Source organism: Streptomyces sp. MGP-BFMKR1, assembly GCF_057766585.1.
Genome location: NZ_CM173408.1, coordinates 3481544 through 3502671, shown reverse-complemented (window position 1 = coordinate 3502671; position 21128 = coordinate 3481544). Strand labels below are relative to the sequence as shown.

General features: G+C 70.4%; 23 protein-coding genes. 21 read left to right on the top strand and 2 right to left on the bottom strand.

Translation table 11 applies throughout. The features are described 5' to 3' along the window. Nucleotides 1–241 precede the first annotated feature (241 nt). The 16 genes from rpsH (at nt 242) to truA (ending at nt 10749) form a co-directional block, all read left to right on the top strand. Entirely contained in the window at nt 242–640 is a 399-nt protein-coding gene (gene rpsH / locus AC3CHW_RS13235; RefSeq protein ID WP_176163511.1) for a 30S ribosomal protein S8, read from the top strand. A gap of 21 nt (nt 641–661) precedes the next feature. Then, nucleotides 662–1201, top strand: a complete 540-nt coding sequence (gene rplF / locus AC3CHW_RS13230; RefSeq protein ID WP_176163512.1) for a 50S ribosomal protein L6 — start codon at nt 662–664, stop codon at nt 1199–1201. Nucleotides 1202–1204: 3 nt separating this feature from the next. Next, nucleotides 1205–1588: a 50S ribosomal protein L18 gene (gene rplR, locus AC3CHW_RS13225; RefSeq protein ID WP_176163513.1), complete on the top strand. Its 384-nt coding sequence runs from the start codon at nt 1205–1207 to the stop codon at nt 1586–1588. Between the two features lie 47 nt (nt 1589–1635). Then, the gene (gene rpsE, locus AC3CHW_RS13220; protein WP_176163514.1) at nt 1636–2238 is read left to right on the top strand and encodes a 30S ribosomal protein S5; all 603 of its coding nucleotides are present in this window, start codon (nt 1636–1638) and stop codon (nt 2236–2238) included. Next, on the top strand, nt 2238–2420 hold the full coding sequence (rpmD, locus tag AC3CHW_RS13215; RefSeq protein ID WP_176163515.1) for a 50S ribosomal protein L30: 183 nt from the start codon (nt 2238–2240) through the stop codon (nt 2418–2420). Before rpsE ends, rpmD begins: the two co-directional genes overlap by 1 nt. 2 nt (nt 2421–2422) lie before the next feature. Continuing rightward, complete coding sequence (rplO, locus tag AC3CHW_RS13210) at nt 2423–2887, top strand: 50S ribosomal protein L15 (RefSeq protein WP_176163516.1); 465 nt, start codon at nt 2423–2425, stop codon at nt 2885–2887. Nucleotides 2888–3088: 201 nt separating this feature from the next. Beyond that, nucleotides 3089–4402: a preprotein translocase subunit SecY gene (secY, locus tag AC3CHW_RS13205; RefSeq protein WP_488470585.1), complete on the top strand. Its 1314-nt coding sequence runs from the start codon at nt 3089–3091 to the stop codon at nt 4400–4402. Continuing rightward, a complete protein-coding gene (locus tag AC3CHW_RS13200) occupies nt 4402–5097 on the top strand; it encodes an adenylate kinase (protein WP_398609645.1) in 696 nt (231 codons plus the stop codon). The genes secY and AC3CHW_RS13200 overlap by 1 nt, the downstream gene beginning before the upstream one ends. 157 nt (nt 5098–5254) lie before the next feature. Beyond that, a complete protein-coding gene (gene map / locus AC3CHW_RS13195; RefSeq protein WP_176163519.1) occupies nt 5255–6097 on the top strand; it encodes a type I methionyl aminopeptidase in 843 nt (280 codons plus the stop codon). A gap of 337 nt (nt 6098–6434) precedes the next feature. Further along, nucleotides 6435–6656 (top strand): translation initiation factor IF-1, encoded by a 222-nt coding sequence (gene infA / locus AC3CHW_RS13190; protein ID WP_030262853.1) that lies wholly within the window; start codon nt 6435–6437, stop codon nt 6654–6656. 58 nt (nt 6657–6714) lie between these two features. Next, on the top strand, nt 6715–6828 hold the full coding sequence (gene rpmJ, locus AC3CHW_RS13185; protein ID WP_003956441.1) for a 50S ribosomal protein L36: 114 nt from the start codon (nt 6715–6717) through the stop codon (nt 6826–6828). 182 nt (nt 6829–7010) lie between these two features. Continuing rightward, nucleotides 7011–7391, top strand: a complete 381-nt coding sequence (rpsM, locus tag AC3CHW_RS13180; RefSeq protein WP_176163520.1) for a 30S ribosomal protein S13 — start codon at nt 7011–7013, stop codon at nt 7389–7391. A gap of 102 nt (nt 7392–7493) precedes the next feature. After that, entirely contained in the window at nt 7494–7898 is a 405-nt protein-coding gene (gene rpsK, locus AC3CHW_RS13175) for a 30S ribosomal protein S11 (RefSeq protein WP_009715860.1), read from the top strand. A 175-nt stretch (nt 7899–8073) separates the two neighbouring features. Beyond that, complete coding sequence (locus tag AC3CHW_RS13170) at nt 8074–9096, top strand: DNA-directed RNA polymerase subunit alpha (protein ID WP_144380962.1); 1023 nt, start codon at nt 8074–8076, stop codon at nt 9094–9096. Between the two features lie 155 nt (nt 9097–9251). Further along, nucleotides 9252–9764, top strand: a complete 513-nt coding sequence (gene rplQ / locus AC3CHW_RS13165; protein ID WP_176163521.1) for a 50S ribosomal protein L17 — start codon at nt 9252–9254, stop codon at nt 9762–9764. 118 nt (nt 9765–9882) lie between these two features. Further along, nucleotides 9883–10749, top strand: coding sequence for a tRNA pseudouridine(38-40) synthase TruA (gene truA, locus AC3CHW_RS13160; protein ID WP_187087369.1), 867 nt, complete (start codon nt 9883–9885; stop codon nt 10747–10749). Nucleotides 10750–10889: 140 nt separating this feature from the next. Here the strand turns inward: truA and AC3CHW_RS13155 are convergent, their stop codons facing one another. After that, nucleotides 10890–12956, bottom strand: coding sequence for a glycosyltransferase (locus AC3CHW_RS13155; protein ID WP_488470584.1), 2067 nt, complete (start codon nt 12954–12956; stop codon nt 10890–10892). Between the two features lie 430 nt (nt 12957–13386). Continuing rightward, entirely contained in the window at nt 13387–14226 is an 840-nt protein-coding gene (locus AC3CHW_RS13150; RefSeq protein WP_488470583.1) for a hypothetical protein, read from the bottom strand. A gap of 98 nt (nt 14227–14324) precedes the next feature. Between AC3CHW_RS13150 and AC3CHW_RS13145 the strand changes: the two genes are divergently transcribed. From AC3CHW_RS13145 to AC3CHW_RS13125, 5 genes are all read left to right on the top strand, one after another. Next, nucleotides 14325–15944, top strand: a complete 1620-nt coding sequence (locus tag AC3CHW_RS13145; protein ID WP_176163525.1) for an ABC-F family ATP-binding cassette domain-containing protein — start codon at nt 14325–14327, stop codon at nt 15942–15944. Between the two features lie 366 nt (nt 15945–16310). After that, nucleotides 16311–16754, top strand: a complete 444-nt coding sequence (rplM, locus tag AC3CHW_RS13140; protein ID WP_176163526.1) for a 50S ribosomal protein L13 — start codon at nt 16311–16313, stop codon at nt 16752–16754. A gap of 40 nt (nt 16755–16794) precedes the next feature. Beyond that, nucleotides 16795–17310: a 30S ribosomal protein S9 gene (rpsI, locus tag AC3CHW_RS13135; protein ID WP_176163527.1), complete on the top strand. Its 516-nt coding sequence runs from the start codon at nt 16795–16797 to the stop codon at nt 17308–17310. Between the two features lie 161 nt (nt 17311–17471). Then, a complete protein-coding gene (gene glmM / locus AC3CHW_RS13130; RefSeq protein WP_398609652.1) occupies nt 17472–18830 on the top strand; it encodes a phosphoglucosamine mutase in 1359 nt (452 codons plus the stop codon). An 846-nt stretch (nt 18831–19676) separates the two neighbouring features. After that, the gene (locus AC3CHW_RS13125) at nt 19677–20831 is read left to right on the top strand and encodes a serine hydrolase domain-containing protein (protein ID WP_488470582.1); all 1155 of its coding nucleotides are present in this window, start codon (nt 19677–19679) and stop codon (nt 20829–20831) included. Nucleotides 20832–21128 lie beyond the last annotated feature (297 nt).

Here is a 21128-nt window from a genome sequence, read left to right as displayed (position 1 = left end):
CGCGGCGGACCGTACGGAATCACCGGAGCTCTCGGTAAGCATCGGACCGGCGGGGACCCCGCCCTTCGTCCCGTAAGGTAGAAGGGTTGGGCGCCCCGCCGTCCGAGACCACTGCGGACGATGCGTCCGCAAGAAGTCGCTTACTACGCCGAAGGTCCCCGCGCCGCACCCGTCCCGAGCTGATCGGGGAGAGGGATGGCGCAGATAGGAAACCCCGGCGAGAGAGGCCGAAGGCCAATTCATGACCATGACTGATCCCATCGCAGACATGCTGACGCGTCTGCGAAACGCGAACTCGGCGTACCACGACTCGGTGGCGATGCCGCACAGCAAGATCAAGTCGCACATCGCAGAGATCCTCCAGCAGGAGGGTTACATCACCGGCTGGAAGGTCGAGGACGCCGAGGTCGGCAAGAACCTCATCCTCGAGCTGAAGTTCGGCCCGAACCGTGAGCGTTCGATCGCCGGCATCAAGCGCATCTCGAAGCCGGGCCTGCGGGTCTACGCAAAGTCCACCAACCTGCCGAAGGTGCTCGGCGGCCTGGGCGTGGCGATCATCTCCACGTCGCACGGTCTCCTCACCGGCCAGCAGGCGCAGAAGAAGGGCGTGGGTGGGGAAGTCCTCGCCTACGTCTGGTAACCGGGAACGGAGGAATAGCCAATGTCGCGTATTGGACGGCTGCCCATCCAGGTTCCCGCTGGTGTGGACGTCACCATCGATGGCCGTACGGTCCAGGTGAAGGGCCCCAAGGGCACCCTCAGCCACACCGTAGCCGCGCCCATCGAGATCGCTAAGGGCGAGGACGGCGTGCTCAGCGTCACACGCCCCAACGACGAGCGTCAGAACAAGGCCCTGCACGGCCTGTCCCGGACGCTGGTGGCGAACATGATCACCGGCGTGACCGCGGGCTACAGCAAGGCTCTTGAGATCAGCGGTGTGGGTTACCGCGTCCAGGCGAAGGGCTCCAACCTGGAGTTCTCGCTGGGCTACAGCCACCCCATCCTGATCGAGGCCCCCGAGGGCATCACCTTCAAGGTCGAGTCCCCGACCAAGCTCAGCGTCGAGGGCATCGACAAGCAGAAGGTCGGCGAGGTCGCCGCGAACATCCGCAAGCTGCGCAAGCCCGACCCGTACAAGGCCAAGGGCGTGAAGTACGCGGGCGAAGTCATCCGCCGCAAGGTCGGAAAGGCTGGTAAGTAAGCCATGGCATACGGTGTGAAGATCGCGAAGGGCAACGCCCGCAAGGGTGCCGCCCTCAAGCGTCGCCACATCCGCGTTCGCAAGCGGATCTCGGGTACCCCCGAGCGTCCCCGCCTCGTGGTCACGCGTTCCAACCGCCACATGGTGGCGCAGGTCATCGACGACATCGCGGGCCACACGCTCGCGTCGGCGTCGACCCTGGACGCGTCGATCCGCGGCGGAGAAGGCGACAAGAGCGCCCAGGCCCAGCAGGTCGGAGCCCTGGTGGCCGAGCGTGCCAAGGCCGCCGGCGTCGAGGCCGTGGTGTTCGACCGCGGTGGCAACCAGTACGCCGGGCGCATCGCCGCTCTGGCGGACGCCGCCCGCGAAGCCGGGCTGAAGTTCTAAGCCCCGGTTCCGGAGCTAGCGGACCGTAACAGAGAGAGGTATTACCAATGGCTGGACCCCAGCGCCGCGGTGGCGGCGCCGGTGGCGGCGAGCGGCGGGACCGGAAGGGCCGGGACGGCGGCGCTGCTGCCGAGAAGACCGCGTACGTTGAGCGCGTTGTCGCGATCAACCGCGTCGCCAAGGTCGTGAAGGGTGGTCGTCGCTTCAGCTTCACCGCGCTGGTCGTGGTGGGCGACGGTGACGGCACCGTGGGTGTCGGATACGGGAAGGCGAAGGAGGTTCCGGCCGCCATCGCCAAGGGCGTTGAGGAGGCCAAGAAGAACTTCTTCAAGGTCCCCCGGATCCAGGGCACCATCCCGCACCCGATCCAGGGTGAGGAGGCCGCGGGTGTCGTGCTGCTCAAGCCGGCGTCCCCCGGTACCGGTGTGATCGCCGGTGGCCCGGTGCGCGCCGTCCTGGAGTGCGCGGGCATCCACGACGTGCTGAGCAAGTCGCTCGGTTCGTCGAACCCGATCAACATCGTGCACGCCACGCGTGCGGCTCTGCAGGGGCTTCAGCGTCCCGAGGAGATCGCCGCCCGCCGTGGCCTGCCGCTGGAAGACGTCGCCCCCGCCGCACTGCTGCGGGCGCGTGCCGGGGTGGGTGCGTAATGGCTCGCCTCAAGGTCACGCAGACGAAGTCGTACATCGGCAGCAAGCAGAACCACCGTGACACGCTGCGCTCGCTCGGCCTGAAGAGGCTCGGCGACGTCGTGGTCAAGGAAGACCGCCCCGAGTTCCGCGGCATGGTGAAGACCGTCCGCCACCTCGTGACGGTTGAGGAGGTCGACTGATCATGGCTGGTTCCTCCGAGAGCAAGCCGCTGAAGGTCCACAACCTCCGTCCCGCCCCGGGCGCCAAGACCGCCAAGACCCGTGTGGGTCGTGGTGAGGCGTCGAAGGGTAAGACGGCCGGTCGTGGTACCAAGGGCACGAAGGCCCGCTACCAGGTTCCGGAGCGCTTCGAGGGCGGGCAGATGCCCCTCCACATGCGCCTCCCGAAGCTGAAGGGCTTCAAGAACCCCGCGCACAAGCAGTTCCAGGTCGTCAACCTGGACAAGCTGGCGTCGCTCTACCCGCAGGGTGGCGAGGTCACGGTGGCCGACCTGGTCGCCAAGGGCGCGGTGCGCAAGAACGAGCTCGTCAAGGTGCTCGGCACCGGCGAGATCTCCGTGGCGCTGCAGGTGACGGTGGACGCCGTCTCCGGCTCCGCCAAGGAGAAGATCGCCGCCGCCGGCGGCACCGTCACCGAGCTCATCTGAGCCGGTGACAACCTGCCGGGGATGCCCCTCATAAGGGGCATCCCCGGTTGGTCGTTCCTAGGGGGGCCCAGTCGCCGGTAAGGTGGCGTGCGCTGTTACCCTCCGCGTGGCCTGTGTCCGCGCGGGTTTTGACTGATTTGTATTCGTCGATCCTCAAGACCGTCACCTCTCGCGCTCGACGCGGGGGGCGCAGGAGGCACCGTGCTCACCGCGTTCGCCCGAGCGTTCAAGACGCCCGACCTGCGCAAGAAGCTGCTCTTCACGTTGGGCATCATTGTCCTGTTCCGGCTCGGGGCGCACGTCCCGGTCCCGGGCATCGACTACAAGAACGTCCAAGAGTGCATGGATCAGGCTGAGGCCCAGCAGGGTCTGTTCGGTCTGGTGAACATGTTCAGCGGTGGCGCCCTGCTGCAGATCACCATCTTCGCGCTAGGGATCATGCCGTACATCACGGCGAGCATCATCCTTCAGCTGCTCACGGTGGTGATCCCCCGCCTTGAGGCCCTCAAGAAGGAGGGTCAGTCCGGGCAGGCGAAGATCACGCAGTACACCCGTTACCTGACGGTGGCGCTCGCGATCTTGCAGGGCACCGGCCTGGTGGCCACCGCGCGCAGCGGCTCGCTCTTCCAGAACTGCAACGTCGGCGACCAGATCGTCCCGGACCAGTCGATCTTCGTCACGATCACCATGGTCCTCACCATGACCGCCGGCACCGCGCTGGTGATGTGGCTCGGTGAGCTCGTCACCGACCGTGGCATCGGCAACGGCATGTCGATCCTGATGTTCGTCTCGATCGCCGCCGGCTTCCCGAGCGCGCTGTGGGCGATCCGGGTGCAGGGCAAGATCATGGACGGCTGGCTGGAGTTCGGCCTCGTCATCCTCTGTGGTCTGGCGATGGTGGCCCTGGTGGTCTTCGTGGAGCAGGCGCAGCGCCGCATTCCCGTCCAGTACGCGAAGCGCATGATCGGCCGCCGCTCGTACGGCGGGACCTCGACCTACATCCCGCTGAAGGTGAACCAGGCGGGTGTGATCCCGGTCATCTTCGCTTCCTCGCTGCTCTACATTCCGGCGCTCATCGCTCAGTTCAGCGGTTCCGACTCGGAATGGGCGACCTGGATCGAGGCCAACTTCGTGACGGGCGACCACCCGGTCTACATCGTCACGTACTTCCTGCTGATCGTTTTCTTCGCCTTCTTCTACGTCGCGATCTCCTTCAACCCCGAAGAAGTTGCTGACAACATGAAGAAGTATGGTGGCTTCATCCCGGGTATTCGGGCTGGTCGTCCCACTGCGGAGTACTTGAGCTACGTGCTGAACCGCATCACGTGGCCCGGCTCGCTCTACCTGGGCCTGATCGCTCTGGTGCCGACGGTGGCGCTGGTGACGCTCAACGCAAACCAGAACTTCCCGTTCGGTGGCACCAGCATCCTCATCATCGTGGGTGTGGGTCTGGAGACGGTGAAGCAGATCGAGAGCCAGCTTCAGCAGCGACACTACGAAGGGTTCCTCCGCTGATGCGAATCGTCCTCGTCGGGCCTCCCGGGGCGGGCAAGGGAACGCAGGCCGCGTACCTCGCCAAGAACTTGTCAATCCCGCACATCTCCACGGGTGACCTTTTCCGCGCGAACATCAGTCAGGGCACGCCCCTGGGCCAGAAGGCCCAGGAGTACATGAAGGCCGGACAACTGGTGCCGGACGAGGTCACGGTGGGCATGGCCAAGGACCGCATGGCCCAGCCCGACGCGGAGCACGGCTTCCTGCTCGACGGGTTCCCGCGCAACCTCCACCAGGCCAAGGTCCTCGACCAGCTCCTGGCCGACGAGGGGCTGCGGCTGGACGCGGTGCTGGACCTGGAGGTCCCCGAGGGCGAGGTCGTGAAGCGGATCGCCGGCCGGCGCACCTGCCGTACGGACTCCAGCCACACCTTCCACGTGGAGTACAGCAAGCCGAAGGTGGAGGGCGTCTGCGACATCTGCGGCGGCGCCCTGTACCAGCGCGAGGACGACAGCGAGGAAACGGTCCGCAAGCGCCTTGAGGTCTACCACAGCGAGACCGAGCCGATCATCGACTTCTACAAGGCCCAGGGCCTGGTCGTGACGATCTCGGCGCTGGGCAAGGTGGCCGAGGTCACGCAGCGGGCCATGGAGGCCCTGCCGCAGCGGGCCGAGCGGGCCTCGGAGGCCGACGGGCGGACCGTTCCCGGTCCGTGAGTCCGCGAGCGGGGCGGGTCGGCCGCGACGTACGCGTCGAAGGCCCGCCGCGGTGCGGTGACAGTGTGTGTGCGGCCGTGGTGCTCCTGGGAGCGCCACGGCCGTACTGTTGTGTGTGCAGGTATCACGAACCCCGGAAGGTGGAAGAAGGCGACCCATGCTGGAGATCAAGACCCCGGACCAGATCGCGAAGATGCGCGAGGCGGGGCTGGTCGTCGCGCGCGTCCACCAGGCGTGCCGGGAGGCGGCCGTCGTGGGCGCCACCACCAGGGACCTGGACGAGGCCGCCCGCAAGGTGCTCGCCGACGCCGGCGCGAAGTCGAACTTCCTGGGGTACGGGGGCTTCCCGGCCACGATCTGCACGTCGGTGAACGACGTGGTGGTGCACGGCATCCCGGACCGGGAGACGGTCCTGAAGGACGGCGACATCATCTCCATCGACGCCGGCGCCATCGTGGACGGCTGGCACGGCGACGCGGCGTTCACCGCCTTCGTGGGCGAGGGCCACGCGCCGGAGCTGCACGAGCTGAGCCGGGTCACCGAGGAGTCCATGTGGGCCGGGATCGCCGCGGTGCGCAAGGGCAACCGGCTGGTGGACATCTCCAAGGCGATCGAGGGCTACATCCGCCGGCAGCCGCGGCCGGCGTCCGGTCGGTACGGGATCATCGAGGACTACGGCGGCCACGGCATCGGCAGCGAGATGCACATGGAGCCGCACCTGCTGAACTACGTCACGCGCAAGCGGGGCAAGGGTCCGAAGCTGGTGCCGGGCTTCTGCATCGCGATCGAGCCGATGGTGAGCCTGGGCACGGCCGCCACGCACGTGCTCGCCGACGACTGGACGGTCAAGACGGACGACGGCTCCTGGTCGAGCCACTGGGAGCACTCGGTGGCGCTGACCGAGGAGGGCCCGCTGGTGCTGACCGCGGTGGACGGCGGTAAGGCGAAGCTGGCGGAGTACGGCGTGACGACGGCGCCGGACCCGCTCGCGACGGCCTGACGCCGGGGCCTGACACGACGGCCTGACACGAGGGCCTGACGCGGGGGCCGGTGCCGGGCCGTGGCCCGGCTCGGTGCCGGCGTCACGGGCCCCGGGCGCCGGTGCGGCGGGGCCGGTGGCGGCGCGGCCGGCTGGCGTACCCCCTGAGCGGGGCGTTGCTTAAAGATCTCCACGTTCGGGCAGTAGACCTGGATTCGTCTTTCGGGAAGCCCTGACGTAGACTGATGCGTCGGCTCTCGTATATCCGCGCGCCCGCATCCGTTTCCCTCAATCGGAGGCATGCGAGCGCGTGATCGTGTCGAGAGTTGATCAAGGTAGCCGATTCGAAGGGCGAAGCGTGGCCAAGAAGCAAGGTGCCATCGAAATCGAGGGCACCGTGATCGAGTCCCTCCCGAACGCCATGTTCAAGGTGGAGCTCCAGAACGGTCACCAGGTCCTCGCGCACATCAGTGGCAAGATGCGCATGCACTACATCCGCATCCTCCCTGACGACCGGGTCGTGGTGGAGCTGTCTCCCTACGACCTGACGCGCGGACGCATCGTCTACCGCTACAAGTAGATCTCGCTGCCGTCCCGCTCCCGTGGGGCGATGGCACGACCCGGAGAACCTCACACCCATGAAGGTCAAGCCGAGCGTCAAGAAGATCTGCGACAAGTGCAAGGTGATCCGCCGTCACGGCCGGGTCATGGTCATCTGCGACAACCTGCGCCACAAGCAGCGCCAGGGCTGACGCACGACCCGCACCTCGCAGTACCTTCGCGCGACGCGAGCAACTCGTACATACGCAGTCACCCGTCTCCTCCTCGCAGGGGACGACACCCCCGGCGGAGGCCGGGGACCCGGTAGCCGCCACCGCGCAGGCCCGGGAGTGGTGTTGCGGAAGACCTCCGAATAGCAACTGGAGCCAGATTTATGGCACGCCTCGCAGGCGTTGACCTCCCGCGCGAAAAGCGCGTCGAGGTCGCCCTCACCTACGTCTTCGGCATTGGTCGCACCCGTGCCCAGGAGACCCTGAAGAACACCGGCGTCAACCCCGACACCCGCGTGCGCGACCTGGCCGAAGAGGACCTGGTCAAGATCCGCGAGTACGTCGACGCCAACCTCAAGACCGAGGGTGACCTCCGTCGTGAGATTCAGGCCGACATCCGCCGCAAGGTGGAGATCGGCTGCTACCAGGGTCTGCGTCACCGTCGTGGCCTGCCGGTCCACGGTCAGCGCACGAGCACCAACGCCCGCACCCGCAAGGGCCCGCGTCGCGCCATCGCCGGCAAGAAGAAGCCGGGCAAGAAGTAGTCCGCACCGGACGCGCCGCGGCCCGGGGGCTCGCCCCCGGTCCCCGCGAGCAGTTCGCGGTCCGAGCTGTAGGACCGATCACCTCCACGGGAGTTCATCAGAATGCCTCCGAAGAGCCGTACGGCTGGCGCCAAGAAGGTGCGCCGCAAGGAGAAGAAGAACGTCGCCCACGGGCACGCTCACATCAAGAGCACGTTCAACAACACGATCGTCTCGATCACCGACCCCACGGGCAACGTGATCTCCTGGGCCTCTGCCGGCCACGTCGGCTTCAAGGGCTCGCGCAAGTCGACCCCGTTCGCCGCGCAGATGGCCGCCGAGTCGGCCGCGCGCCGCGCGCAGGAGCACGGCATGCGCAAGGTGGACGTCTTCGTCAAGGGTCCCGGCTCCGGCCGTGAGACCGCGATCCGTTCGCTCCAGGCCACCGGCCTGGAGGTCGGCTCCATCCAGGACGTCACGCCGACCCCGCACAACGGCTGCCGCCCCCCGAAGCGGCGCCGGGTCTGACGGACCGGTTGGGCTAGAAGTCGAGCCGCCACCCGAAGCAGCGCACCCGCGCTACGGACGGTAGTCGCTCACAGGTCACGGGCGGTACACCTCCACCAAGGCGGCGTACCGCCCGTACCCTTGCAGTATCCGTCGGCATCAAATAGTGGGTGCCGAAGACTGGAGGCAACACCTCATGCTGATCGCTCAGCGTCCCTCTCTGACCGAAGAGGTCGTCGACGAGTACCGCTCCCGGTTCGTGATCGAGCCGCTGGAGCCGGGCTTCGGCTACACCCTCGGTAACTCCCTGCGTCGTACGCTCCTCTCCTCGATCCCCGGTGCGGCGGTCACGTCCATCCGGATCGACGGGGTCCTGCACGAGTTCACCACCGTGCCGGGCGTCAAGGAGGACGTCACCGACCTGATCCTCAACATCAAGCAGCTCGTCGTCTCCTCGGAGCACGACGAGCCGGTCGTGATGTACCTGCGCAAGCAGGGCCCCGGCCTGGTCACCGCCGCGGACATCGCCCCGCCGGCCGGCGTCGAGGTGCACAACCCGGACCTGGTCCTGGCCACCCTGAACGGCAAGGGCAAGCTGGAGATGGAGCTGACCGTCGAGCGCGGTCGCGGCTACGTCTCCGCCGTGCAGAACAAGCAGGTCGGCCAGGAGATCGGCCGCATTCCGGTCGACTCGATCTACTCGCCGGTCCTCAAGGTCACCTACAAGGTCGAGGCGACCCGTGTCGAGCAGCGCACCGACTTCGACAAGCTGATCGTCGACGTCGAGACCAAGCAGGCCATGCGCCCGCGCGACGCCATGGCGTCGGCCGGTAAGACCCTGGTCGAGCTGTTCGGTCTGGCCCGCGAGCTGAACGTGGACGCCGAGGGCATCGACATGGGCCCGTCCCCGACGGACGCCGCGCTCGCCGCCGATCTGGCGCTGCCGATCGAGGAGCTGGAGCTCACGGTCCGCTCGTACAACTGCCTCAAGCGTGAGGGCATCCACTCGGTGGGCGAGCTGGTGGCCCGCTCCGAGGCGGACCTGCTCGACATCCGCAACTTCGGCGCCAAGTCGATCGACGAGGTCAAGGCGAAGCTGGCCGGCATGGGCCTGGCGCTCAAGGACAGCCCGCCCGGATTCGACCCGACCGCCGCCGCGGACGCCTTCGGCGCCGACGACGACGCGGACGCCGGGTTCGTCGAGACCGAGCAGTACTGAGCCGCTCCCGGCCGGGGCGGGGGCCAGCCCCGCGTCCCGGCCGGGGACGCAGCGAGACTTCCCGGGCGCGAGCCCGGGTTCCGGCGGACGATCGTCCGTCCGGGAACTGACACCGGTACCTGATACGGCCGGTGCAGACACCGAGGAGAAACACCATGCCGAAGCCTGCCAAGGGTGCCCGTCTGGGCGGCAGCGCCGCGCACGAGCGTCTGCTGCTCGCGAACCTCGCCACGGCGCTGTTCGAGCACGGCCGCATCAAGACGACCGAGGCCAAGGCCCGCCGCCTGCGTCCGGTCGCCGAGCGCCTGGTCACCAAGGCGAAGAAGGGCGACCTGCACAACCGTCGCCTGGTGCTGCAGACCATCCGCGACAAGGGTGTCGTGCACACCCTCTTCACGGAGATCGCGCCGCGCTACGAGAACCGCCCGGGTGGCTACACCCGCATCACCAAGATCGGTAGCCGCCGTGGCGACAACGCGCCCATGGCCGTCATCGAGCTGGTCGAGGCGCTGACCGTGCAGCAGACCGCCGTGGGTGAGGCCGAGGCCGCCACCAAGCGGTCCGCCAAGGACGCCGCCGGCGACGAGGCCGTCGCGGACCTCAAGAAGGGCGAGGCCGAGCAGGCCCCGACCGAGGCCGCCGACGAGACCGAGGCCAAGGACGCCTGATCGCCGCTCCCGCTCCGGCGGGGCGCGTGAGACAGACGTTGCCAACGGGCCCGTTCCAGATCTCTGGGGCGGGCCCGTTCGGCATGAGACAGGGATGCTGCGTGGACAAGGACGGCGAGTGAGCGACGAGGCGGCCCCCGGGCAGGTACGGCTGCGGCTGGACCTCAGCTACGACGGCAGGGACTTCTCCGGCTGGGCCCGGCAGGCGGGCGGGCGGCGCACCGTCCAGGGCGAGATCGAGGACGCGCTGCGCACGGTGACGCGCTCGACGCGCACGTACGAGCTGACGGTGGCCGGCCGCACGGACGCCGGGGTGCACGCGCGGGGGCAGGTCGCGCACGTGGACCTGCCCGTCGAGGTCTGGGAAGAGCACCGGGAGCGGCTGCTGCGCCGGCTGGCCGGGCGGCTCCCGCACGACGTGCGCGTCTGGCGGGTCGAGCCGGCGCCGGCGGGCTTCAACGCCCGCTTCTCGGCGATCTGGCGGCGGTACGCGTACCGGGTGACCGACCACCCGGGCGGCGTGGACCCGCTGCTGCGCGGGCACGTGCTGTGGCACGACTGGCCGCTGGACGTGGCGGCCATGAACGAGGCGGCCGGGCACCTCGTGGGCGAGCACGACTTCGCGGCGTACTGCAAGCGGCGCGAGGGCGCGACGACGATCCGTACGCTCCAGCGGTTCTCCTGGGAGCGGGGCGCGGACGGGGTGATCACCGCGACCGTGCGGGCGGACGCCTTCTGCCACAACATGGTGCGCTCGCTGGTGGGCGCGATGCTCTTCGTGGGCGACGGGCACCGGCCGGTGGACTGGCCGCGCGCGGTGTTGGCCGCGGGCGTGCGGGACTCGGCCGTGCACGTGGTGCGCCCGCACGGGCTGACCCTGGAGGAGGTCGGCTACCCGGCCGACGAGCTGCTCGCGGCGCGTAGCCGGGAGGCCCGGAACAAGCGCACGCTGCCGGGCGCGGGCGGGGCCGTGGGCTGCTGCTAAGGGCTGGCGGTACACCGGGAGCCGCCGCGCTCGCGCGGGCGCGGCGGACGCGGTTGAGCGGGCGGGAATGAGTGGACGCGGTTGAGCGGGCGGGCGGGCCCGGGGGATGGGCCCGCCCGCCCACTCGGGCGTCGGGTGCCTTACGCGGTGCGCTTGGGGCAGGTCAGGGCGAGGTTGTTGGCCTTGGTGAAGTAGGGCCGCACGCCCCCCACGACGGGGTAGAGGTCGGTCTTGTTGCGGTCGAGGATGTCGCCCAGGACGCGGCCGACGCGCAGGCTCGCGGGCCCGTCGCCGCCCGGCTGGAGGCTGACGTCCCAGACCGGGTCGACCGACTCCTTGCCGGAGCGGGTGGCGTGCACCTGCTCGTAGCGCAGCGTGAAGCGGAACCGGTCCGGGCCGAGCACGGTCACCGGGGCGGTGAACGCCTTGCCGGCGGTGCGCGGCTTGGCGATGACGGTGGGCGCGGCGCCCGTGCCGTCCTCGGTCAGCGTGGTGCCGTGCAGTGTGCAGGTGACGGTCACGCCGACGTCGTCGGCGTGCACGGTGTGGGCCTCGGCGTGCGCGTCGCGGTACCAGGTGCGCAGGGCGAGGTAGCCGTCCACGGTGGTGTACGGCACCCACCAGGTGAACGGCGTGCCGTCCAACGGCCGCGCGTCGACCAGGCCACGGCCCTCGGCGTAGTGGCAGGCCAGGCGGCGGCGGGCGCCGTCGCCGCGGACGACGTGCAGGTCCCAGCGGCCCTCGGTGAGCCGGACCAGCTCGTGGTCCACGACCGCGGTCCAGGCCCCGCCGGGCTCGGCCGGCGGCTGGAGCGGGACGCGGAACTGGTCGCCCTTGGCGCGGTCGGTCAGCGTCACGGCCAGCTTGGGCCCGTGCACGCCGGCGCCACGGACGCTGAGCGTGAGGCGTCCCGTGCCGTCGGCCCGGCAGGTGGCGACGGGCCGCAGCGGGGGCTTGCGCACCAGGCTCTTGACGGTGGCCTTGAGCACGTCGGTCAGCGGCTTGCGCTGGGTCCGCGCACCGGAGGCGCCCCGCGACGGCGCGGCCTGACCACGGGCCGCGTACAGCTCGCCGATCAGCTTCTCGTACGCGGCGGCCACGTGCTCGGGCGCGTAGCGGGCGGCGGCGGCGCGGGCGGCCTGGCCCATCCGGCGGCGCCGGTCCTCGTCCTCGATGAGGGAGAGCAGGCCCTTGGCGATGGCGTCCGCGTCGCCGTTGGCGACCAGCAGCCCGTCCTCGCCGTCCGCGATGATCTCGCCGGGGCCGTGCGGGCAGTTGGTGGCCACCACGGGCACGCCGCAGTGCATGGCCTCCACGATCGTCATGCCGAACGACTCCTCGCGGGAGGTGACGGCCGCGATCGAGCCCTTGGCCCACTCGGTCTCGATGGGGGCGTGCGGGCCCATGAGGGTGATGTGGTCGGCCAGGCCGAGGTCGTCGATCTGCTGGCGCAGCGCGGCGTGCTGCGGGCCGCGCCCGTACAGCCGCAGCTTCCAGTCCGGGTGCGCGGCGGCGACCGTCGCCCAGGCGGTGACGAGCAGGTCGTAGCGCTTGACCGGGACCAGCCGGCCGGCGGCGACGACCAGCTTGGCGGTGCCGTCGGAGGGCTCGACGTCGGTCGCGGGGACGCCGTTGGGCAGCCCGACGAGACGGGTGGTGATGTCGGGCAGCTTGGCGCGGTGGGTGGCCGCGTCGGCCTCGGAGACGGTGGTGTGGGCGTCGAGCCGGGCGATGGCCGCGTCGCACGCGGCGCGCAGGGCGGGCTTGTGCGTCTCGTACAGCCGGTGCTCCTGGCCGATGCGCAGGAAGTCGCGGCCTCGGCCACGGCCCAACTCGGCCAGGTAGATGAGCAGGCCGGGGCGGGTCGCTATGACGACGTCCGCGTCGGTGGCGTCGAGGAAGGCGGCGACGCGCTCGTCGGTGAGCGCGTTGAAGTTCACCGTGCCGTTGGCCTCGGCGGCCGGGATGCGCGGGGTGATCTGCTTGAGCAGCGGGTTGTCCGCGTCGCTGGCGCGGCCCTTGCGCAGGTCGATCAGGTTGACGACGCGCACCGCGTCGTGCAGCGGGAGGCTCGGGGCCTCCGCGGTGCGCATGAGGGAGACGATCTCCACCTCGTGGTGTTCGGCGAGGGCGCCCGCCACATTGAACGTGGAACGGATCGTTCCCCCGATGCCGTACACGTTGTGCAGCAGAAATGAGATCTTCATTTTGACTTCACGCAGGACGGCTTGCGTCCGTTGCGTGCTGCCTCCCCTCTGGCCTGGCCTGCCTCATTAGACGATCGCGGGTGCAGAAAGTTGCTTATGCATGCGGTGATATGCAATGGCCCACAATCATCGAGCACACCACAACCTTCCGCCCCTTTTGTTCGTCCGCGGGTGCGGGCACGCGGGAGCGGGCGCGTTTTTCTTCGGGGCGACAGGGTGCGCCGGGGAGCGCGTCGCCGGGGCGGGGGAGCGCGGGAGGGGGCCGGGCGGCGGGGCGTGCGCCGGGTCGCCGGCCGCCGACCCGGCTGACGATGCGCCCGCCCGGCGCGCCGGCGCGCCCGATCACCGCAGGCCGGGGCGGGGTCGGCTGGGGTCGGGTGCGGCGGGGGCCGCCGTGCCGGCGGTGGCGCGGTGGGTGTGGGCGCGCGGGTCAGCGGGCCGTGGCCGCCGCTGACGCCTGGGCGTTCGCCCGCTGCATGATGCGGCTGAAGGCGTGCTCGGCGACGTCGAGCCCGGCCTGCCGGGCCTTGGTGTCGTCGGTGCGTACGGGGCTGCCGTCGGTGTTGCCGGCGATGGTGAAGTAGCCGTAGCGGCCGATGGCGTTGCTGGTGGAGCGGCAGGCGGTGTTGCGGCAGAAGCGCTCGACGCCGTCGCCCGGCAGCGAGACCAGGAAGGGCCCGGCGGCGGCCTTGGCCTTCTCGGCCGCGGCCTTGGTGTCGAAGACGGCGATGCCGACCGTGACGGCGACGTCGCCGTTGGTGTACGTCGCCCGCACCACCTGGCGGCAGCCGTTGCCGGTCAGCGCGGGGTAGAGCTTCTTCTGCGCCACGGAACCGCAGTCCTTCGTGCTCGCCGTGGCGCCCTTGGTGTAGTCGCGGCCGGCCACGGTGGCCCGGTCGCCGGGGAAGAGGCCGGCGGCGGTGATCGGCGCCGTGTCCTTGGAGCGGTCGGAGATGACCTCCAGCGGGCTGATCGGCGCGGGCGGGTCGACGTCGGAGAACGTCGGCTCGCTCTGCGCCGACTCGCTGGGCAGCTCGGCCGGGGTGGGGAGCTGGGAGGCGCTCCGGTCGCCCTTGCCCCCGTCGTCGTCGCCCACGATCACGGCGGTGGCGACGATCGCGGCGATGGCGGCGGCGGCCAGCGCCCCGCCGCCGAAGAGCAGCCACTTGCGGCGCCGGTCGCGGGCCGCGGTGTCGGCGAGGGCCGACCAGTCCGGCGTAGGCGGTTGAGATCCCCCGGGCCCGTACGGCCCCCCTTGCCCAAAGCTCATGCCGCGCATCCTATGGGCACGCCCGGGCGGCCGGGGGCCCGGTGGCCGCGCCGGAAAACGGTTGGCCGACGGCGGGGGGCGACACCCAGACTTCCGGTATGGGACACGTTGAGGGCGCGCATCTGGAGTACTACCTACCCGACGGCCGGGTGCTGTTCGGCGATGTCTCGTTCCGGGTGGGGGAGGGCTCCGCGGTCGCGCTGGTCGGTGCGAACGGCGCGGGCAAGACCACGCTGCTGCGGCTGATCTCGGGCGAGCTGAAACCGCACGGCGGCACGGTGACGGTCAGCGGCGGCCTGGGCGTGATGCCCCAGTTCGTCGGCTCGGTCCGGGACGAGCGCACCGTACGGGACCTGCTGGTCTCGGTGTCCCAGCCGCGGTTGCGGAAGGCGGCGCGGGCGGTGGACGAGGCCGAACACGCGGTCATGACCGTCGACGACGAGGCCGCCCAGATGGCGTACGCGCAGGCGCTGAGCGACTGGGCCGAGGCGCGCGGGTACGAGGCCGAGACGCTGTGGGACATGTGCACGATGGCCGCGCTCGGCATGCCGTACGAGCGGGCGCAGTGGCGGCAGGTGCGCACGCTCAGCGGCGGCGAGCAGAAGCGGCTGGTGCTTGAGGCGCTGCTGCGCGGGCCCGACGAGGTGCTGCTCCTGGACGAGCCGGACAACTACCTGGACGTGCCGGGCAAGCGCTGGCTTGAGGAGCGGCTGCGCGAGACGCCCAAGACGGTGCTGTTCGTCAGCCACGACCGGGAGCTGCTCGCCCGCTCCGCGCAGAAGATCATCAGCGTGGAGCCGGGCCCGGCCGGCAGCGACACCTGGGTGCACGGTGGCGGCTTCGCGACGTACCACGCGGCCCGCAAGGAGCGCTTCGCGCGCTTCGAGGAGCTGCGCCGGCGTTGGGACGAGGAGCACGCCAAGCTGCGCCGGCTGATGCTCACCTTCAAGCAGAAGGCGGCGTACAACGCGGACATGGCCTCGCGCTACCAGGCCGCCCAGACCCGGCTGCGCCGGTTCGAGGAGGCCGGCCCGCCACAGGAGCCGCCGCGCGAGCAGGACATCCGGATGCGGCTGCGCGGCGGGCGCACCGGGGTGCGGGCCATCACCTGCGAGCAGCTTGAGCTGACCGGCCTGATGCGCCCCTTCGACCTGGAGGTCTTCTTCGGCGAGCGGGTCGCGGTGCTCGGCTCGAACGGTTCGGGCAAGTCGCACTTCCTGCGCCTGCTGGCCGGCGGCGACGTGGCCCACACGGGGAAGTGGAAGCTGGGCGCGCGGGTGGTGCCCGGGCACTTCGCGCAGACCCACGCCCACCCCGAGCTGATGGGCCGCACGCTGGTCGACATCCTGTGGACGGAGCACGCCAAGGACCGCGGGGGCGCGATGAGCGTGCTGCGCCGGTACGAGCTGGAGGGGCAGGGGGACCAGCCCTTCGACAAGCTCTCCGGCGGCCAGCAGGCGCGGTTGCAGATCCTGCTCCTGGAGCTGGCGGGCGCCACCGCGCTGCTGCTCGACGAGCCGACGGACAACCTGGACCTGGAGAGCGCGGAGGCGTTGCAGGAGGGGCTCGCGGCGTACGAGGGCACGGTCCTCACGGTCACCCACGACCGCTGGTTCGCCCGGTCCTTCGACCGCTTCCTGGTCTTCGGCTCCGACGGCCTGGTCCGCGAGGTACCGGAGCCGGTCTGGGACGAGGGGCGGGTGCGGCGCGCGCGGTGACGGCGGCGCGGGCGGGCTGGCGCCCGGGGTCGGGGCTCGGGGTTCGGGGTTGGTGTCCGGGGTCGGGCTGCGACCGTGGCGAGGTCGGGCCCGGGGCTGGGGGCGGGGGCTGGCGGGCTGTTTTGACCCGGATGGGGGCGGGCCGGTATTCTGCCGGTTCGTTATGCGTATTGGCTTGCTCGATCTCACGTGAGGGGCCCTTACGCCGGTCCACCGGGCCGATGACCAGCGGCAGGCACTCGGGTTGCGTCCCCGGCGTGCCGCCACGGCTGTCGTGATCGTCCGGGTGGCCTTGTCAGGACTTCGTCCTCTTGATCCTCGCGGATCAGGGGCGACCCCATCACTGAAGAAGCGAAGGCTACGACCGTGCGTACGTACAGCCCCAAGCCCGGCGATGTCCAGCGCCAGTGGCACATCATTGACGCGCAGGACGTCGTCCTGGGCCGTCTGGCCACGACGGCCGCGTCCCTCCTGAGGGGCAAGCACAAGCCGATCTACGCGCCCCACGTCGACACCGGTGACTTCGTCATCATCGTCAACGCCGACAAGGTGCACCTCTCCGGCAACAAGCGGACCCAGAAGATGGCCTACCGCCACTCGGGTTACCCGGGTGGTCTGCGGTCCGTCCGCTACGACGAGCTGCTGGCGAAGAGCCCCGAGAAGGCCGTCGAGAAGGCCATCAAGGGCATGCTCCCCAAGAACACCCTGGGCCGTCAGATGCTCTCGAAGCTGAAGGTCTACTCGGGTGCCGAGCACCCGCACGGCGCTCAGCAGCCGGTCCCGTTCGAGATCACCCAGGTCGCGCAGTAGTACCGGCCACCCCTAAGACTGAAAGAATCTGAGGAGAATCGTGGCCGAGACCACCGCAGAGACCCCCGTCGTCGACGAGGTCGTGGAGACGACCGAGCAGATCGAGGACGTCGACGTTCCCGTCGAGGAGTACACGAGCGAGTCGCTCGCGTCCCGCTTCGGCGACCCGCAGCCCGCCGCGGGCCTCGGACGTCGCAAGAACGCCATCGCCCGCGTCCGCATCGTTCCGGGCACCGGCAAGTGGAAGATCAACGGTCGCACCCTTGAGGGCTACTTCCCGAACAAGGTGCACCAGCAGGAAGTCAACGAGCCCTTCAAGGTGCTCGAGCTCGACGACCGCTACGACGTCATCGCCCGCATCAGCGGCGGCGGCATCTCCGGCCAGGCCGGTGCGCTGCGCCTCGGTGTGGCCCGCGCGCTGAACGAGGCCGACGAGGACAACAACCGCGGCGCCCTCAAGAAGGCCGGGTTCCTCAAGCGTGACGACCGTGCGGTCGAGCGCAAGAAGGCCGGTCTGAAGAAGGCCCGCAAGGCCCCGCAGTACAGCAAGCGCTAATCTCGCGCAGAACGCTTCGCAGCGGTTTGCAGCGAGTCTCGCTGCGCTTCCAACGCCCCGGCGGCACCATTCGTGCTGCCGGGGCGTTCGGTTATGGACAACCAGGGGCGTATACCTGGACGTAAACCCTGGTTCATGTGACGTGATCTCGGAGGACACCAGTGGGACGACTCTTCGGTACGGACGGTGTGCGCGGTGTCGCCAACGCCGACCTGACAGCGGAGCTGGCGCTCGGCCTGTCGGTCGCGGCGGCGCATGTGCTCGCCGAGGCGGGCACGTTCGAGGGCCATCGCCCGGTGGCAGTGGTCGGACGCGATCCGCGGGCCTCCGGGGAGTTCCTTGAAGCCGCCGTCGTGGCCGGCCTGGCCAGCGCGGGCGTGGACGTGCGGCGCGTGGGCGTGCTGCCGACGCCCGCCGTCGCCTACCTGACCGGCGCGCTCGGCGCCGACCTCGGCGTGATGCTCTCCGCCAGCCACAACGCGATGCCCGACAACGGCATCAAGTTCTTCGCGCGCGGCGGACACAAGCTCGCCGACGAGTTGGAGGACCGGATCGAGGAGACGTACCACGCGCACGCCGCCGGCGAGCCGTGGGACCGCCCGACCGGCGCCGGCGTGGGCCGGGTCACCACCTACGACCAGGGCTTCGACAACTACGTCGCGCACCTGATCGGCGTGTTGCCGAACCGGCTCGACGGGCTCAAGGTCGTCATCGACGGTGCGCACGGCGCGGCGGCGCGGGTCTCGCCCGAGGCGTTCGCCCGGGCCGGCGCCGAGGTCATCACGATCGGCACCGAACCGGACGGCCTGAACATCAACGACGGCTGCGGCTCCACGCACCTGGCCAAGCTGCGCGCCGCCGTCGTCGAACACGGCGCCGACCTGGGCGTCGCCCACGACGGCGACGCCGACCGCTGCCTGGCCGTGGACGCGACCGGCGCCGAGGTGGACGGCGACCAGATCCTGGCCGTCCTCGCGCTGGCCATGCGCGACGCGGGCGGGCTGCGCAAGGACACCGTGGTCGCGACCGTCATGTCCAACCTGGGCTTCAAGCTGGCCATGGAGCGCGAGGGACTGTCCCTGGTGCAGACGGCCGTCGGCGACCGGTACGTGCTCGAGGAGATGAAGCGCAGCGGCTTCGCGCTGGGCGGCGAACAGTCCGGCCACGTGATCGTCCTCGACCACGCCACGACCGGCGACGGCACGCTGACCGGGCTGATGCTCGCCGCGCGTGTCGCCGCCACCGGGCGCTCGCTCGCGGACCTGGCGGGCGTCATGGAGCGACTGCCGCAGATCCTCATCAACGTGCCGGACGTGGACAAGTCGCGCGTCACCACCTCGCCCGAGGTACGGATCGCCGTCACCGACGCGGAGCGCGAACTCGGCGCCACCGGACGCGTGTTGCTGCGCCCGTCGGGCACCGAGCCGCTGGTGCGCGTGATGGTCGAGGCCGCCGACATCGAGCAGGCCAGGTCGGTCGCGGGCCGACTGGCGGACGTGGTGAAGTCGGCCCTCGGCTAGCTGGCTGACGGCACCGGTTGGCGGGGCGCCGGGCGCTGGGCGGGTGGCGTGGGGCTTGGGTTTCGGCTTGGGGCGGGGCTTGGGCTTCGGCTCGGGACGGGCTTGGCTGGGGCTTCGGCACGGGCTTGGGCTGGGGCTACGGCCGGGCTTTGGTTTGGGCCGGGGCTTCGGCTCGGGGTTGGGCTTGGCTTTTGTCTGGTGGCTGTTGGCTGGTGTCTTGTCTGGGCTGTTGTTTCTGCTTGCCCGTGTGCCCGTGTGCCCGTGTGCCCGTGTGCCCGTCTGGCCGCTTGCTGGTGGCTGGTGAGCGGGCCGGTCAGGTGGTGGGCGCGGGCGGTGCTGGCGGCGGGGGCGGTGCGGAGGCGGGGCTGCCTGGGCGTCTGTCCTGTGCGGTCGTCGCGCGTTGGTACGGCCGTATGACCGTGGTGGACCGAACCCCGGCGCTTCGATGGAATCGGAGCGCCGGGGTTTCGGCGTCTGTGCTCCTCCTAGGGAACAACCCCGATGCTGAGTACGCCATGTGAGGGAGCGTCGGCCAGGGTGAAGCCAGGGGGCGTGTCGTACCACGGTCCGATTCCCCCGGGCGGCGTGCTCGGCAGCATGGATGGCGTACGCGTGAGCCGTTCGTCTCGGGAGTGCCGCATGAGAGCCCATCCCCAGCCTGCCCCTCAACCTGGCCGGCAGGCCCATTCCGTCGGCCGACCCGACGGTCAGCCCTGGCCATTGCCGCGAGGTGGTGGCCCGACTCGGCGCCACGTTCGTGCTCGCGTTCGGGCGCGGGCCTGGGCGCGGGCGCGCTCAGGGGTGGCCGCCGCGGTCGTCGTCGGGTTGGCGGCGTCGGCTGGGTTGATGGCCGGGCCCGCGTGGGCTGACGGGCAGTCCGGTGGCGATGTGTCGCGGGCGGCTGCCGCGCCATCGGTGGTCGGCGCGCATGTGGTGGGGCGCGCGACGGACGGGCCCGATGTCGCGGCGCTGGAGAAGGCGTTGCGCGGGTTGCCGGACCGGGACGCCACGGCAGCGCTGGTGCGCGTCGGCGGCCATGGCACGTGGCGAGGGAAGGCCGGGGTGCGCGATCTGGTGAGCGGACGCGGGGCGTTGACCGATGCCCGGTTCCGCGCCGGGTCCACGACCAAGGTGGTGACCTCGGCCGTCGTGCTGCAACTCGCCGCCGAGGGCCGGATCGACCTGGACGGCACCGTGCAGGAGTACCTGCCGGGGTTGCTGTCCGACGCCTTCGGGCCCATCACCGTGCGCCACTTGCTCACGTTCACCAGCGGACTCCAGCCGGGTGCCAACCTCGGCCCGACGGACGGGGAGGGGTACGAGCGCCGCTTCGAGACCCTGACGCCGGAGGCTGTCGTGGCCGCGTCCGTCGCCAAGGGCCCCTACCGAGGCCCGGGCGAGGGCCCCGGCAAGAAGCAGCGGTACGGCAACATCGGCTACACCGTCCTCGGCATGCTCATCGAGAAGGTCACGGGCGACTCGTACGAGCACCAGGCGGCGGTGCGCGTGCTGCGGCCCGCCGGGATGTGGCACACGTCGTTCCCCGGCGGACCCGACCCGCGTCTCCACGGGCCGCACCACCGCGGCTACCAACTGCTGCGGGACGGCAGGTTGGTGGACGCGACGGAGTGGAACGTCTCCGACCGGTGGGCGGCCGGCGACATGATCTCTACCACCGCTGACCTGGAGCGCCTGCTGCGCGCACTGTTCCGGGGAAAGATCGTGCCGCAGCCGCTGCTGGACCGGGAGATGTTCACGCTGCCGGAGGTCGAGGGCGCTACCTACAGCGCGGGCCTCCAGCGCTTCATAGGCGAGGACGGGAAGACGGTGGTGTGGGGCAAGTCCGGCGCCCGACCCGGCTACGCGACAGCCATCGCGGCCACCCGGAATCTGTCCCGCACCCTGGTCTATTCGGTCAATGCGACGGAGGCGCATGGCGAGTTGAACCCGGTCAGCGTGCGCATCATTCGGGCCGTCTTTCCGTTGGAGTTGTCGCGATAGGGCGGTAGGGCGTTGGTGGGGTGGTGGGGTTCGGGCTGGGGCGGGGAGGTTGGGATTGGGCTCGGGGCTCGGGTTGCGCATGCGGTTCGCGTGCGGAGGGTGCGTACGTGGGTGGGGCGGCGGGTGAGTGGGGCGTGTGGGTGAGCCTGGGGTGCGGGTGCGGGTGCGGGTGCGGGTGCGGGTGCGGGTGCGGGTGCGGGTGCGGGTGAGTGCGTGGGTGTGGGTTGGTCTGCGTGCTGGTGTGTGGGTGAGCCTGGGCGTGGGTGCGTGGGTGCGTGGGTGCGTGGGTGCGTGGGT